The 15837-nt window shown below is 65.9% G+C and carries 13 protein-coding genes; 12 read left to right on the forward strand and 1 reads right to left on the reverse strand.

Going from position 1 to position 15837, the window contains the following annotated elements:
* Positions 1 to 15 precede the first annotated feature (15 nt).
* From WG208_RS06885 to WG208_RS06930, 10 genes are all read left to right on the forward strand, one after another.
* Positions 16 to 1146, forward strand: coding sequence for an ABC transporter permease (locus WG208_RS06885; protein WP_337170600.1), 1131 nt, complete (start codon positions 16 to 18; stop codon positions 1144 to 1146).
* Positions 1146 to 2291 (forward strand): ABC transporter permease, encoded by a 1146-nt coding sequence (locus tag WG208_RS06890; protein ID WP_337170601.1) that lies wholly within the window; start codon positions 1146 to 1148, stop codon positions 2289 to 2291. The genes WG208_RS06885 and WG208_RS06890 overlap by 1 nt, the downstream gene beginning before the upstream one ends.
* A gap of 14 nt (positions 2292 to 2305) precedes the next feature.
* Positions 2306 to 3817, forward strand: coding sequence for an efflux transporter outer membrane subunit (locus WG208_RS06895; protein ID WP_337170602.1), 1512 nt, complete (start codon positions 2306 to 2308; stop codon positions 3815 to 3817).
* Positions 3818 to 3902: 85 nt separating this feature from the next.
* Positions 3903 to 6464: a DUF3656 domain-containing protein gene (locus tag WG208_RS06900; RefSeq protein ID WP_337170603.1), complete on the forward strand. Its 2562-nt coding sequence runs from the start codon at positions 3903 to 3905 to the stop codon at positions 6462 to 6464.
* Between the two features lie 262 nt (positions 6465 to 6726).
* Positions 6727 to 8556: an ATP-dependent DNA helicase RecQ gene (locus WG208_RS06905; RefSeq protein ID WP_337170604.1), complete on the forward strand. Its 1830-nt coding sequence runs from the start codon at positions 6727 to 6729 to the stop codon at positions 8554 to 8556.
* Positions 8557 to 8590: 34 nt separating this feature from the next.
* Positions 8591 to 9808 (forward strand): acyl-CoA dehydrogenase, encoded by a 1218-nt coding sequence (locus WG208_RS06910; RefSeq protein WP_337170605.1) that lies wholly within the window; start codon positions 8591 to 8593, stop codon positions 9806 to 9808.
* Positions 9809 to 10374: 566 nt separating this feature from the next.
* On the forward strand, positions 10375 to 11922 hold the full coding sequence (locus WG208_RS06915) for an Rne/Rng family ribonuclease (RefSeq protein WP_337170606.1): 1548 nt from the start codon (positions 10375 to 10377) through the stop codon (positions 11920 to 11922).
* A gap of 268 nt (positions 11923 to 12190) precedes the next feature.
* The gene (gene rplU, locus WG208_RS06920; RefSeq protein WP_337170607.1) at positions 12191 to 12508 is read left to right on the forward strand and encodes a 50S ribosomal protein L21; all 318 of its coding nucleotides are present in this window, start codon (positions 12191 to 12193) and stop codon (positions 12506 to 12508) included.
* A gap of 61 nt (positions 12509 to 12569) precedes the next feature.
* The gene (gene rpmA, locus WG208_RS06925; protein WP_337170608.1) at positions 12570 to 12863 is read left to right on the forward strand and encodes a 50S ribosomal protein L27; all 294 of its coding nucleotides are present in this window, start codon (positions 12570 to 12572) and stop codon (positions 12861 to 12863) included.
* A 221-nt stretch (positions 12864 to 13084) separates the two neighbouring features.
* The gene (locus WG208_RS06930; RefSeq protein WP_337170609.1) at positions 13085 to 13450 is read left to right on the forward strand and encodes a hypothetical protein; all 366 of its coding nucleotides are present in this window, start codon (positions 13085 to 13087) and stop codon (positions 13448 to 13450) included.
* 165 nt (positions 13451 to 13615) lie between these two features.
* Here the strand turns inward: WG208_RS06930 and WG208_RS06935 are convergent, their stop codons facing one another.
* Entirely contained in the window at positions 13616 to 14335 is a 720-nt protein-coding gene (locus WG208_RS06935; RefSeq protein WP_337170610.1) for a glycerophosphodiester phosphodiesterase, read from the reverse strand.
* A 165-nt stretch (positions 14336 to 14500) separates the two neighbouring features.
* On the opposite strand from WG208_RS06935, the gene WG208_RS06940 reads away from it, so the two are divergent.
* Together WG208_RS06940 and WG208_RS06945 are read left to right on the forward strand one after the other, a co-directional pair.
* Positions 14501 to 15055 (forward strand): RNA polymerase sigma factor, encoded by a 555-nt coding sequence (locus WG208_RS06940; protein WP_337170611.1) that lies wholly within the window; start codon positions 14501 to 14503, stop codon positions 15053 to 15055.
* Positions 15048 to 15809 (forward strand): zf-HC2 domain-containing protein, encoded by a 762-nt coding sequence (locus WG208_RS06945; RefSeq protein WP_337170612.1) that lies wholly within the window; start codon positions 15048 to 15050, stop codon positions 15807 to 15809. Before WG208_RS06940 ends, WG208_RS06945 begins: the two co-directional genes overlap by 8 nt.
* Positions 15810 to 15837: the final 28 nt, after the last annotated feature.

Raw genomic sequence — 15837 nt, forward strand, 5'->3', positions numbered from 1 at the left:
CGTCACGAGCGCCACATGAACACCGCCGGTTTCACCAGGCGCTTCATGGCGTTGCTGCGCAAGGAAGTGCGGCAGATGCTGCGCGACCGGAGCAACATGGCCGTCGGACTGCTGCTGCCGGCAGCGCTGATTCTGCTCTTCGGGTACGGTCTGTCCTTCGACGTGAAGAACGCACCTGTTGCGGTGGTGCTCGAAGACACGTCTCCCGTGGCGCGTGACGTGGTGGATGGGCTCCAGGGCACCAGTTACCTGACGCCGGTGTGGACGACCAGCATGGTCGACGCCGAGGCGCGCCTGCGCGCCGGTGACGTCGACGCCATCGTGCGCATTCCGGTGGATTTTCCGAGTCGTCTCGCGGCCGGAGACGCCCGCATCCAGCTCGTGCTCAACGGCGCCAACTCCAGCACCGCGCAGACGGTGGAAGGATATGTCAGCGGCGCGATCGGCACCTGGGCGCAGCGACAGGTCGAGCGGGCAGGCAACAAGCCGTTCGCCATGGGCGGCGTCGAGGTGGTGCAGCGCATGTGGTTCAACGAGGCCGGCATCAGTACGTGGTATCTGGTGCCCGGATTGATCGTGCTGGTGATGACGCTGATCGGCGCGTTCCTCACCTCGCTGCTGATCGCGCGGGAATGGGAACGTGGTACCCTCGAGGCGTTGTTCGTGACACCGGTCCGGCCGATGGAACTCGTGCTGGCCAAACTCGTGCCGTACCTCGTGATCGGCGCCATCGATCTCGTCCTGTGCCTCCTGGCGGCGAGGTTTCTCTTTCACGTGCCCATTCGCGGGTCGCTGTCGATCATCTATCTGATCTCGATGCTGTACCTCACGGTTTCACTGCTGCTGGGACTGTTCATTTCCGGTGTCACACGCAACCAGTTCCAGGCCAGTCAGATCGCGCTGGTGGCCAGCTTCATGCCGGCGTTGATGCTGTCCGGGTTCGTGTTCGATCTGCGCAACGTGCCGATGGCCATCCGGGTCGTGAGTCATGTGCTGCCCGCCACCCATTTCATGGGTCTGATCAAGACCCTGTTCCTGGCCGGCAACGATTGGTCGGCGATTCTGCGCAGCACCATCATTCTCTCGGCGTATGCGGTGGTGCTGGCCTGGGCGACGCAGCGAACGTTGCGCAAGAGACTCGACTGATGCCGTCGTCTTTCGTGGCCACGATGGCCCAGATCGGTGCGCTGATCGTCAAGGAACTGCGGGCGATCCTCAAGGAGCCGTCCAGTCGCGCCATCCTGCTGGCGCCGGCATTGCTGCAGGGGCTGCTGTTCGGGTACGGCGCCACGTACGATCTCAAACATGTGCCGTACGCGGTGCTGGACCAGAGCCGGAGCGCGGCGTCCATCGCCCTGCTCGCCCGACTGGATGGCACCGGGGTGTTCGTGCGCGACGCCACGCTGACGTCATCCAGTCAGATCGCCGGCGAAATCGACGCCGGGAAGGCATTGATGGTGATCGGCATTCCATCCGATTTCGAGGTGCGGCTGGCGGCGGGCCAGCGCGCTCCGCTGCAGGTGATTCTCGATGGCCGGAACTCCTCGACGGCCGGCGCGGCGTCTGCCTACGTGGGCGCGATTGTGGCCGGATACAACGCCACGCTGGGCGGTGATGCACGGAGCGGCGGTACGCCAGCGAACACTCCCGCGGTCACCATCGAACGGCGCGCCTGGTACAATCCCAACCTCGAATCGCGCTGGAATCTGATGCCGGCACTGATCGCCGCGCTGAGCATGATCCAGACCCTGCTGCTGGCCGCGTTGTCCGTGGCGCGCGAACGCGAACAGGGCACGTTCGATCAGTTGCTGGTGACACCGCTGACGCCCATGCAGATCCTGATCGGCAAGGCACTGCCGGCCATTCTCGTGGGACTGCTGCAGTCCACCATCATCTTCCTGATCATCCGGTTCTGGTTCGGGATCCCGATGAACGGATCGGTGGGGCTGCTCTATCTGGGGCTACTCACCTTCAACATCGCCGTGGTGGGCGTGGGCCTCTCCATCTCGGCGCTCTCGATGAGCATGCAGCAAGCGATGCTCTACACCTTCCTGCTGATCATGCCGCTGATGCTGCTGTCCGGATTGCTCACGCCGGTGCGCAACATGCCGCGGGTGCTGCAGGTCGCGACGTATGCCAATCCGCTGCGCTTCGGCATGAGCATCGTGCGTGGGGTGTATCTCGAAGGGGCAGGACTCGCCGAGGTCTGGCCCGCGTTCATTCCGTTGTTCGTGCTCGCCGCCGTGACGCTGCCGCTGGCGGCGTGGCTGTTCCGCAACCGGATGTCCTGATCATGCGCGTCACCATGACTGCTCTGCTTCGTAGCCTTCATTGCCCATCGCGCATCGGCGCCCTCGGGCGCGCGGCCCTCGTCGTGCTGGCCACAGGGTGTGCGGTGGGCCCGAAGTTCGTGAAACCCACGCCGGTCGCCCCCGACACCTGGACCAGTTGGCGCAGCACGGACTCGACGCTGTACGAGACGGTCACCGCACAACCGCTGCGCGTCGACTGGTGGCGCGCCTTCCATGACCCCGTGCTGGACAGCCTGATACAGCGCGCGTTCACCGCGAGCCCCGATCTCCGCACGGCGGCGCTGCATTTTGCCCAGGCTCGCGTACAGCGCGGTATCGTGGCGGCGCAACGCGGGCCGCAGGCCGGCTTGGGCGCCGGGGTCACCGGGCAGCGGCAGAGCGAGTATGGCGCCGGTACCCGCATGATCGACGCCATCGGCGGCAATCGCTCGAAGCTGGTGGAACTGCTGAGTGAACCGTTCACACTGTATCAGGCCGGCTTCGATGCGTCGTGGGAACTGGACCTGTGGGGCCGGACACGTCGGTCCATCGAGGCCGGCGATGCCGACGTGGACCAGCAGAAGGCCCTGCTGGAAATGGCTTGGCTTTCCCTGGTCAGTGACGTGGGTCGCAACTACGTCGACCTGCGCGTCACCCAACGCCAGATCCAGTTGGTGCGCGAGGAGGCCGCGGTGCTGGAGGAGCACCTGGAAATCACCGAGGCGCAGGTGCAGAGTGGTGTACGCGATCAGCTGGCGCTCGAGCAACAGCAGATCGACCGCACCCTCTGGGCCCAATTGTCGCTCCTGCTGTCACAGGAAGGGGCGATCTCCAACCAGATCGCCGCGCTGCTGGGCGAACGCCCCGGCGCCCTGCGTGATCTGCTCGCCGCCCGCGATGTCGATATCCAGATGCCACTCCCCGATCTGGCGTTCGGACTGCCTTCGGAGGTCGCGCTGCGTCGACCCGACATCCGCGCGGCCGAAGCCCGCCTGCGGCGCGCGACGGCGGGCATCGGCATCGCCCGTGCGGCGTTGTATCCGAGCATCCGGCTCGGCGCGCGCTTCGGCTACGAATCCTATCTGCGCGGCGAATTCGCCGACTGGGGAAGCCATACCTGGTCGGTGGGTCCGAGCCTCGACCTGCCGCTGTTCGACCGGGGCCGGCGCCGGGCCGTGGTGCAACTGCGGGAGTTGGAGCAGCAGGAAGCCGCGGTGCAATACCAGCAGACGGTGCTCAGGGCATGGCGGGACATCGATGATGCCGTGAACGCCTACACGGCGGAGCGGCAACGCGCGGAAGGGCTCTGGGGGAGCGTGCGCAACGCCTCCGATGCCCATGACCTCATGCAGGCGCGATACACGGCGGGCATCGTCGATTACACGGCGGTCCTCGAGAGCCGGCGGCTCTTTCTGCGCACGCGCCGCTATGCGATGGCGGCGGAGGGCCGTCTGCACACCAGCTATATCGCCATCAACAAGGCGCTCGGCAATGTGCCGATGGGGCCGGACGTGATGATGAAGTAGCGGGAACGGCGGGGGAGTGCCCACGGCACAGACCGGTGCCGTCCCGCCGCTCCTCGGGGATACCGGAATCCGCTAGATTCAGAGGATGCCCCATCGTCACATCCCTGAACTGCTTGCCCCTGCCGGTACGCTCGATGCCGTCCGCGCGGCCGTCGCCAATGGCGCGAACGCCGTGTACCTCGGGGCGTCCATGTACAATGCCCGGGATGAAGGCGCGCAGCTCTCGCTCGACGAACTGGGGCAGGCCTGCGCCATCGCGCATGCGCGCGGGGTGCGCGTGTATCTCACATTCAATGTGCTCATCAAACCCCATGAGCTGAACGAAGCGCTGAGCTACCTGGGCGAGTGCATCGATCGTGGTATCGATGCGGCCATCGTGCAGGACCTTGGCGTGGTGCGCCTCATCCAGCAGGTGTATCCGCAATTCGAGGTGCATGGCAGCACGCAGATGACGGTGCACGATGTCGCCGGTGCGCAGGTGATGCAGAAGCTGGGCCTGGAACGTGTGGTGCTCGCCCGCGAGAACACGCTCGAGGACATCCGGGCCATTCGCGAAGCGGTGCCCGATCTCGGACTCGAGACCTTCGTGCATGGTGCGCTCTGCATCTCGTATTCGGGACAGTGTTTCATGTCGGGCATGATCAGTGAACGTTCCGCCAACCGCGGGTCGTGCGCACAATCGTGCCGCAAGGACTACACGCTCAACGACGACCTGACGGGTGAGACACTCGACACCGGGTACCTGATCAGCACGAAGGACCTGGCGGCGCACGATCATCTCGAGGCCATCGCGAAGCTGGGCATCGGCTGCCTCAAGGTGGAAGGCCGCAAGAAGAAGCCCGAATACGTGGCCACGGTCACGAAAGCCTATCGGGGCTGGCTCGATGGCATCGCCCGCGGTGAAGAGGGACGCGCGCCTTCCATCGAAGAGGTGGAGCCGCTGGTGCAGATCTTCAGCCGCGGCAACACCGGTGGCATGTACGGTGGGCGGCAGGGGCGTGAGTACATCACGCGCACCCAACCGGACAATCGTGGGCTCACGATCGGCACGGTGGTGGGGCAGGAGGGTGGTGATCTCGTGGTGGAGGTGACGCGTCCCCTGGCCGTTGGTGACGGGCTGGGTTTCGAATCACCGGAGCCCGCATCCGCCGCGAGCATCGGCGGCACCGTGCAGCGCGTGCGCACCGTTGGGACCCGTGATGGTGCGGAGGATGCCGGGGAGCGCCTGCATCGCCAGGTGATCACCGTGCGCAGCGGCCTCCGTCCGACTCGCGTGGCGGATGGCTGGCGTGTGGTGCGCACCAGCGATGTGACGCTGTTGAGCAACGCGCAGGCGTCGTACGCCAATGTGTCCGTGCCAGATCGTGTGGGACTCGCACGGGTTGACGTGCGCTGCTTCGGTCATGCCGGTGGTCCCCTCAAGACGCTGTGGCGAACGGGGGACATCGAGGTGACGGTGCGTGGTGAGGTGATGCTCGCGCCGGCCAGCAAGCGCGCGCTGGACATGACGCAACTGCGCGAACAGTTGGGTCGCCTGGGCGGCACCCCCTTCAAACTGGGCGCGGTGGACATCACCGGTCTGGGGGAAGGACTTTTCCTGCCGGTGAGCGAGCTCAATCGCCTGCGTCAGGACGCCGTGGAACAACTCGAGCAGCAACTGGGCTGGGCACAACTCAGCGATGCGGCCGTGCGAACGGCACGAATCGAAGAATGTGTCGCCCATGTGCCGATCGCGGCGGACACGATGCCGATCGTTCCGCCGATGGTTCCGTCGGCGGTCCCTGCCGAGACACCTCATGCCCTGCGGGCGATCGTGTACGATCTCGCGGCAGCGCGCGAAGCCGCGGCGGGCGGTGCGACGGAAATCGTGTTCGATCCATTCCTGCGGCATCCGGCGCCCCCGCGCAGCCGCGTCATCGCGCTGCGGGATGAACTCGCCGAGCAGGGCATTGGGCTGCGTCTCCGGACACCCACCATCGTGCGTCCTGAAGAGCGGCGGCAGATCGCGCCGTGGCTGGCACTCGAGCTGCCGTTGCTGAGCGGGCATCTCGGATTGATGCATGAATTCGGCGCCACCCGGGATGTGATTGCCGACTACGCCACGAACGTGTTCAACCAGCACACCGCGGCCACGATGTTCGAGTTCGGTGCATCGCGGGTGGTGGCATCCATCGAGCTCACGGTGGACGAGTTGCAGATGCTGGTCGCGCCCTGGGGCGGTGCCGGCTTCGACGTACTGGTGTACGGTCGTCCGGAGGGCATGACCATCGAACACTGCGTGCTGAGTGCGGCCTTCGATCGGGTACCGACGACGTGCCGCGATCTCTGCGTGCAGAAACACCCGCAGGTGTCGCTCACCGATCCGGCGGGCTACACCTTCGGCGTGGCCACCGACAGCGCCTGTCGCAACCGGTTGCTGCATTCCCGCCCCATCGACGGCTCCGAGTATCTTCCGGCGCTCTGGTCTCAGGGCATTCGTGGATACCAGATGGTGTTCAACGTCCCCGGCGATCCGGTGCAGGCCCTCGTCCGCGCCTATCGTGAAGCGCTCGATGCGCTGGCTTCTGGAGCGACCACCGTGGGCTCGGCCTCCCGTACGCTGCTCGATGGCGCATTCACGCGCGGACATTTTGCGCGGGCTGTGTAAAGCGGGACGAGATTGCAGATCGGCGCGGATTGCGGAATCGGCAACAGCAACCGCATAACACAGATTGAACGGATCGTACAGAAACACACCGACCCTGCGGCGGAGATGATCTGTATCCGCGCGTTGCCGCGACATCCGCTCGATCTGCGTTCTGCTGTTGGGGATATCATCGATGCCTCCGGCAGCCCTCCCCGAAACGATTCGATGACGCACGCAATGAATTGATGTCACACGAATCGCGCGATGCATGTACGCTGCAGGCATGTCATCGCTCATGTCACCGACCGCGTCACCGCACGCCTACGGCACGCTGGAGCAGGCCCGCGCCACGTTGCTCCGCCATTTCGGATATCCCGACTTCCGGGCGCCGCAACTGCGTGCCGTGCAGGCAGTATTGTCCGGTCGCGATGCCCTGATCGTGCTGCCCACCGGCGGTGGGAAGTCGTTGTGTTTTCAGGTACCGGCACTGGTGCGGGGAGGATTGACCATCGTCATCTCGCCGCTCATCAGCCTCATGAAGGATCAGGTCGAGGCGTTGGCACGGCGTGGTATCGAGGCGGCGTACATCAACAGCACCCTCTCGATGGCGGAGACCACCGATCGCATGGCGCGCGCGCGCGATGGATCGTTGCGACTGCTCTACCTCGCGCCCGAACGCATGGAGGCGGGGCGCACCTTGCAGCACCTGGCCGACATCGGCATTGCGTTGCTGGCAGTCGACGAGGCGCACTGCATCAGTGAATGGGGACACGACTTCCGTCCGAGCTATCGCCGTATCGGCAACATTCGCGAACGACTCGGCGATCCCCAGACGGTGGCCCTGACCGCCACGGCCACCCCGTCGGCCCGCGCGGATATCACACGCCAACTTGCGTTGCGGAATCCCGAAATCGTCATCGGCGGCTTCGATCGCACCAACCTCACCTATCACGTACAGCCCGCACGCACGCAGCGGGACAAGGACGCGGCGGCCATCACGCTGCTGCGCGATCAAACGGCGCCGTCGATCGTGTATGCGCCCACCCGCAAATCCGTGGAACGGGTCACCGCCATGCTCGTGCGTGGGCGCATCAGAGCCATCGCCTATCATGCGGGACTCGACGATCGGCTGCGACAACGGGCGCAGGATGCCTTCATGGAGGAACGCGCGCGCGTGATCGTGGCCACCAGCGCGTTCGGCATGGGGATCGACAAGCCCGATGTGCGGCTGGTGGTACATCACGCCATGCCCGGATCCCTCGAAGCGTATTACCAGGAGGCGGGACGCGCCGGTCGGGATGGCCACACCAGCACCTGCATTCTGCTGTACAGCTACGCCGACCGCTTCACCTACGAGTATTTCATCACCAACACCCATCCGTCGCGTGGGGTCATCGAACGCACGTGGCATGCGTTGCGGGGCGCGGCCGATGCCGCGGGTCGGGTGCCGCTTTCGCCGGACGACATCATGCGCCGCCTGTCGACCACCTTCAGCGCATCGCAGATCGAGGCCGCGTTGCGTGTGCTGCTGGCCGCGGGTGCCTGTACCAGAGATGTGACGGCGGGCGGACCGGTGCATATCCGTCTCCTGGCCAGTCCGGCGCGCATCACCCGCGAGCTGCGCGGGGACCGGGCCTACGACCGGGAAGTGCTGCGCGCACTCTGGCGAGCCACCGGACGCTCACTCGAGGCTGGAGCGGCCGTCGATCTCGATGGCCTGCCGCCGGGATTCGGTGGGACGATGGGGATCGTCCCCGTTCTCGAACGGCTGGCAACCCAGCAGTTCCTCACATGGACGCGTAGAGGGGGTGGCTTTGTGCTCGATCCACGCAGTCGGGATGCGAAATGGCTGCCGGTGGACTGGCAGGCCATGGAGCGTCGTCGACGGGCGGACCTGAGTCGACTCGATGCCATGCAGCGCTATGCGCAGACGCGGCAGTGCCGCCGAGCGTTCGTGCTGCGCTATTTTGGGGATCCCGAGGCGCGTCCGCAGTGTGGTGCGTGCGATCGCTGCCTGGGAGTCACCACATCCCGGTCGTCAGGTGCCACGGGCCTTGCCACAGGCGTCGCCCGCAGCCTGACGTCGCGGATGCGGTCCCGCCTTTCGCCGTGACGTTCCCGACCTCCGCTCCCTCCAGCCGTCAGCAATGCACGACAGTTTGTACTTCTCCGAACAGCACCTCGCTGTTCGTGACATGGTGCGCGCGTTTGCGCGCGACGAAGTCGCGCCCGTAGCCGCCGCGCACGACGAAGCGTCCACGTTCCCCTGGGAGAACGTGAAGAAGATGGGCGAGCTGGGGCTGCTGGGTGTGCCCTGGTCGGAAGAGATGGGTGGGGCAGGCTTCGATACGATCAGCTTCATGATCTCCATCGAAGAGCTGGCCAAGGTGTGCGCGTCGCACTCCATCACCATCAGCGCCCACACCACGCTCGGGACCTCGCCGATCGTGAAGTTCGGAACACCCGAACAGATCCAGCGCTACGTGCCGCTGCTGGCCAGCGGCAAAGTACTCGGCGGTTTCGGACTCACCGAGGAAGCGGCCGGCAGTGATGCCGGCGGTACGCGCACGACGGCCGTGAAGCAGGGCGACAAGTACATCCTCAACGGCAGCAAGCGGTTCATCACGCACGCGGGCGTCGGCGAGATCTTCGTGGTCACGGCCGTCACCGATCCGTCGCAGGGCACGAAGGGCATCTCGTCCTTCATTCTCACGAAGGAATCGGTGGACCTGGACGCCTGCCGCACGTACGGCGTGGGTCACGATGACTCGCTGCCGAACATGAAGGGCTTCTCGGCCGGCCGGAAGGAAGACAAGATGGGCTGGCGCGCGTCGGACACGCGCGAGCTGTTGTTCGACAACGTGGAAGTGCCGGCCGAGAATCTGCTGGGCACCGAAGGGCTGGGCTTCATCAACTTCATGCGGACGCTGGACGCCGGTCGGATCGGTATCGCCGCGCTGTCCATCGGCATCGCGCAGGGCGCGCTCGAGGAATCGCTCAAGTACGCCAGTGTGCGCAAACAGTTCGGCAAGCCGATCGCCGAATTCCAGGGGCTGCAGTTCCAGCTGTCGGACATGGCCACGGAAATCGAGGCCGGCCGCCATCTCATGTACCACGCCGCCTGGCTGTCCCAGAACGGGCATCCGTACAGCAAGGAGGCCGCGATGGCCAAGCTGTTCTGCTCGGAGGTGGCCATGAAGGCCACCATCAAGGCCATCCAGGTGCACGGCGGGTACGGCTACACCAAGGATTATCCGGTGGAGCGCTACATGCGGGACGCCAAGATCTGCGAGATCGGCGAGGGGACCAGCGAGATCCAGCGGCTGGTGATCGCCCGCCACCTGCTCAAGGACCTGATGGCCTGAGGATGGCCGGGCGCCGGCCTGAGGGGATCGCCTGAGAATGAGAACGGGGTCTCGCATTGCGTTGGCGCATTGCGGGACCCCTTCGGCGTTGGTACTGTTGATGTGAGGTTTTCACAGTCGTCGCTTCCGGCGCCGGCGGTTCGTGCGACTCGCGACCGTTTGCGTTGGTGGCGTGGGCCGGCCGGTTTCCTTCCGTGGCCAGCGTGCCACCGCCCGACCCCGCCACACGTCCCGTTTTGTGACACGCGTCCCACGCATCCGCGTGCGCGTCGATCGCGGGCGATCGCGTGAATTCCGGGGTGTGCGCCTCCCGCCACCGTGGCCAGAACGAGCCGCGGCGTACGGGGGACGGCCTGCACCTCCGGCGCGATTCGCCTGAACGATCGGTCACACCCGGGGGAGCCTTGTGACGTCGCCCATGCGCGGCTTTCGGTCAATGCCATTCGGCACCAATCGAGAGGTTCGAGTGGGCAGTCCCGCAGGATCACCTGTTCGTCGTCACTCCGGTGCCCAGAGTCGCTGCCGCCGAGGTGTACGACAGGCAATTAATGAAGAGAGAGCTCCTGGTGAATGCGACGCCGCGCGAAACGCGCGTCGCCATCATCGAGGACGGCCAACTGGTTGAACTGCTCGTCGACCGCCCCGACGCCCGCCGCATGGTGGGAGACGTCTATCTGGGGAAGGTCGAAGCAGTGCTGCCCGGTATTCAGGCCGCCTTCGTCAACATCGGTACGGAAAAGTCCGCGTTTCTGCACGCGGCCGACGTCGTGGTCGAGGACGCCCAGGTGTCCGACGACGATGACGAGGACGACGACGAGTCCAGCGAAGAGCAGGGGGGAGGCGGCGGCGGACGACGCGGCCGTCGCGAAGTGCGTCCCATTCAGGATCTGCTCAAGCGCGGACAGGAAATCCTCGTCCAGATCACCAAGGAACCCATCTCCACCAAGGGCCCGCGCGTCACGGCGCAGGTGTCGTTGGCCGGCCGGTTCCTCGTGTATATGCCCTTCGCCTCCAAGGTGGGGGTGAGCCGCAAGATCGACGAGCGGTCCGAGCGTCAGCGTCTGCGGGCCATGGTGGGCGAGATGCTCCCCGACGATGCCGGCGGCGTGATCGTACGCACGGTGTCGGAAGACGCCACGAAGGAAACCTTCGAACGCGAACTCCAGACGCTCATCAACAACTGGAAGCGCATCAAGCGGAAGACGCAGTTCACGCGCGCGCCTTCGCTGGTGCACCGCGAAACGAACGTGACCCGCGGCCTGGTGCGCGACCTGTTCAGCGCCAAGGTGGAGCGGGTGCTGGTGGACTCGAAGCAGGTGTACAACGAGATCACCGAATACCTGCAGGGCATCGCGCCCGAACTGGTGGAGCGCGTGAAGCTCTACGAAGACTCGGTGCCGCTGTTCGACCGCGAAGGCATCGAGACGGAAATCCGCGATCTGTTCAAGCGGCGGTGCGATCTGCCGAGCGGTGGGTATCTGATCTTCGAGCCCACCGAAGCGCTCGTGTCCATCGACGTCAATTCGGGACGGTACACGGGCAAGAAGGATCCCGAGAAGACCATCCTCAAGACAAACACGGAAGCGGCGCGGGAGATCGCGCGCCAGCTCCGGCTGCGCGACGTGGGCGGCATCATCGTCTGCGACTTCATCGACATGGAGACGCAGTCCAACCGCGACAAGGTGCTGCACGAATTGCGCACGCATCTGGGCCGCGACCGGGCCCGGACCAAGGCGTTTGCCGTGTCGGATCTGGGGCTGGTGGAGATGACCCGTCAGCGGGTGCGGCAGAGCCACTGGCACAGCATGACGCAGGGCTGTCCGACGTGCAGCGGAACGGGCCGGGTGTTCACCCCGGAGACCATCGTGCGGCGCACGGAGCGGGCGGTGCGGCGCATGGCGGCGGAAGGGCGGAAGGAGCCGGTGGTGTTGCGGCTGCACCCCGAAGTGGCGCTGCATGTGCTCGAGCAGGAGCACGATTTCATGAAGCGGCTGGAGAAGATGGCCGGCTTCTCGCTGGAACTGCGGGACGATCCCCTGCTCAAGCCCGACGAGATCAAGCTGGTGATGCGCGGGGCGCAGCGGGATGTGACGCAGCAGTACGCGCTCGCCTAGCGACGGCGAGTGGGGTTGTGGGGTGGGCCGCAGGAGTTGGTGCGGCGGCGCGGCTTCGGCGGGGGTCGGCACGTGGGAGCGCAACAGCGGACAGGAGGGAGCTGGTCAGGGGGACGAAGGTGGTCAGACTGACCGCGTTCCCGTCTGGCGACCTCTGTCCCCCGGACCAGCTCCCTCCTGCTTCCTATCGCCGTCATCAGTTGACACGTAAGCCTATCCGCAGTAAGCTACTAGGCTACGTTTGGAACGATACCACTTGGATAGAACCATGAGCTACGCGATCATCCGCACCGGCGGCAAGCAGTTCCGCGCCGAGCCGGGCAAGACCCTTCGGATTCCTTCGTTGCTGGGCGAAGCCGGCACGGCCGTCGAATTCAACGACGTCCTCCTTGGCTCCGACGGCGCGCAGGTGCGTCTGGGCGTGCCCACGCTTTCGGGCGCGAAGGTCACGGCCGAGATCGTGAAGCATGGCCTCGATGACAAGATCATCGTCTTCAAGTTCAAGCGCCGGAAGAACTATGCCCGCAAGCAGGGTCACCGGCAGAAGTTCACGGAAGTTCGTATCAAGGACATCACCCTCGGCTGAGCGCCGGCGGCGCTGAGGCCCATGCCGGGCTGCACAGCGCTTCCTTTCCGGAGTATTCGTCATGGCACATAAGAAGGGCGTCGGCTCCTCCCGCAACGGCCGCGATTCGAATCCGAAGTACCGCGGCATCAAGAAGTACGGCGGCGAGTTCGTCACGGCAGGCAACATCATCCTGCGTCAGTGCGGCACCAAGTGGCATCCGGGCGCCAACGTGGGCATGGGCACCGACTACACGATCTACTCGCTCGTCGACGGCGTCGTGCAGTTCGCGCACAAGAGCAAGAAGGCCTACAAGGTCAACGTCGTCCCCGTCGAGTACGTGGAAGTCGAGATCGAGGAAGCGGTCGAAGCGTAAGCTTCCCGGTTCACGTATGGTCGGGAAGGCAGGGCACTTCGGTGCACCTGCCTTCTTTCGTATCCCGACCTGCGATGGCGTCAGCCGTGCGGCTCGTATAGCACCCACCCCCTCGCGCAACTTTGCCGCTTCCGGTACGTAAAGACTACCAAGTGCAGGGCCCACGATGCCCCGGGCCCCTTCTCACGTCATCAGCCGGGAAACCGACGAGGATTCGCGCCATGGCGCTCTGGGACAAGGTCAAACAGGGAATCGACAAGGCGGGCAAGGCGGCCCAGGACGTGTTCGACGAGGGAAAGCTGCGTCTCGATGCCTATCGGGCCCGCGAACAGGCCGACAAGGCCGCCGAGGCGCTGGGGTATGCGGTCTTCCGCGCCGCGGAGGCCGGTGGGGATCTCGATGCCGATGCCCGCGCCCGGCTGATGGATGCGTTGCGTACAAAGGACGCCGAGGCGCGCCGGATGGAGACGGAGCTGGCGAACGCGCGGGCGGCGGCGGGGATGACCGACACGCCGTCTCCGGCCGCACCGACACCGGCGCCGGAACCGCCGCGGGACGAGACGGCGGGGCCGGCGGCTGGGGGCTGAGCGCGGGTTCCGGGTTCCGGGGAGCTGGGTTGGGGGGTGAACGGCCGGGTTCTGGGTCTTGGGTTCGGGGTGAAACAGCCGGGTTTTGAGTCACGAGTCTCGCGTCACGCGCGACCCGGAACCCGGTTATTCACCTCCAAACCCAGATCCCCAGAACCACAAACCTCATCCGCCGATCCCCGCCCGGATCTCCCCCGGGCTGTCCGTGCACAGCGCGTCCACGCCCCACCCGGCCAGCTCGCGCGCCTGCTCCACGTCGTTCACCGTCCAGGCAATGAGGCGGGCGCCGGCGGCGTGTACGTCATGCACGAGGGCCTCGTCGATCAGCTCTACGTGCTGCCACCAGGACTCGGCCGCCGCAGGCAGCAGCACGGCGCGCACGTCGAGCGGATAGGACGCACTGAGCAGCCCGATGGACAACCCTGGGCTCAGCGCGCGCACTTCCACCGGAATGCGGTGATCGAAGGCATGCACGGCCACGGGGACGTCCGGGTGACGCGCGATGGCCGAGGAGACGAGCGATTCCACGCGGGCGGCTTTCACTTCCACGTAGACCGTGGCGCGGTCGCCCACCAGCTCGAAGACCTCATCGATCGTGGGAACGGGGTCGCCACCCGGGAGGCGCATGGCGGCGATGTCCGCCGAATGCAGCGTGGCGATGGGCGCCGAGTCGCCATCGGCCAGCCGGATGACCGGATCATGATGCACGATCAGCACCCCGTCGCGGGTGCCATGTACATCGAGCTCCAGGCCATCGGCGCCAAGCTCCAGGGCGCGGGCGAATGCGGCCAGGGTATTCTCCCGGCACTCGCGCGAAGCGCCGCGATGGGCGATGATCTCTGGGATGCCGGGAACCACTGTGCGACGACGTGACGAAGCGGTCATACTCCGCAACCTGCCGCCCGAGGGCGACCTGGTCAATGATGCTTCAGGGATGACCCGGTCCCTCCTCCCGCCGGCGACCTGGTGCGTGCTCCGGCCGGCCGGGTTTTCCGATCCGATGCGTGTCTTAACGGAGAGCGCTTCGTCCCGTCAAACGGGATGGCGTGCATGATCCATGCCGACCCCCGGGATGATGGCTCGGTGGACGGTGAGCTCATCGAACGGTGGAAAGCCGGAGATGAGCGCGCTGCCACGGCCATTGTGGAGCGGCATGTGGATGCCCTGAGCCGGTTCGCGGTACGCCTGGGCGTGACCGAGGATGTCGACGAGTTGGTGCAGGAAACGTTCATCCGCGCGTTCGGCGCGTTGGAGTCGTTCCGGTCAGACAGTTCACTGAGGACCTGGTTGTTCACGATCGAACGTCGGTTGGTGATCGATCGCCGGCGCGCGCAGGCGCGACGCGGTCAGGACGTGGGGGTGGAAGACGTGCATCTGGCGACGGAGTACGATGCGCTCGATACGCTGGTGGCCGACGAGGCCTCCCGGCGGATTCTGGAGGCGATGGCGCGGTTGACGCGCATGCAGCGGGAGGTGTTCACGCTGCGTGTGCAGGAGGGCAGGAGTTACCGGGAGATCGCAGAGATCCTCGACACCACGGAGGGGTCGGCCCGGGTGCACTATCACAACGCGATACGCGCGGTGAAGGAGTTTCTCGATGACTGAGTGTCAGGCGCCGGAGCTGCAGGATCGGCTTCCCGACTACGTGGCGGAGTCGCTGAGCGACGCGGAGCGGTCGCAGGTGGAAGTGCACCTGACGACCTGCGACGCGTGCGCGCGTGATGTCACGCTGTTGCGTACGGTGCGCGCCCTGCGGCCGCAGCCGGTCGCCATGGATGCCACGCGTGTTGCACGCATCGTGGCCGGGCTGCCGAAGCCGCGGGCTCAGGATGGAACGCAGGGTGGAGCGTCGGATGGGCTGGTGCATCCGCCACGTCCGATGCTGGTGCGCACCACCGCCGACATGACGGCACCGCCGTCGACAGAGTCCCTGCCGGGCCCCTCGATCCGTCCGTCGGCACCCGCGACCACTCCATCCCGCCGGCAGCGGTGGGGCGGATCGACGCTGTGGCGCATCGCGGCAACGGTGACGGTGATGATCGCGGGTGGTACTTCACTGCTGGTTGCCCGTCGTGACAACCCGACGTCGAACGAACCGGGCGTGTCGCGCGTGGCCGTGGCGGAAAGTCTGCCGGCGTCGGATATGCTGGCCGAATCGCTGGCCGTGGGTCCGGCCGCGCAGACGCGTGGCACACTGGTGTCGCAGCCGGACGTGCCGGTGTCGTACGGCGACCTCGGCGACTACACGGAAGAAGAACTGCAGGGCATGATCGATCGTCTCGACCAGTGGGACGGCGCCACGAGCACCGATCCACTGCCGGGCATACCGCTCGTGGCCACACGCGGGGGCGCGCTGTGAATACGCGGAGTCGAAGTGCGTGGAGGTC

Origin of the sequence: Gemmatimonas aurantiaca (genome assembly GCF_037190085.1) — a bacterium.
In the GTDB taxonomy this organism is placed as follows: domain Bacteria; phylum Gemmatimonadota; class Gemmatimonadetes; order Gemmatimonadales; family Gemmatimonadaceae; genus Gemmatimonas; species Gemmatimonas aurantiaca_A.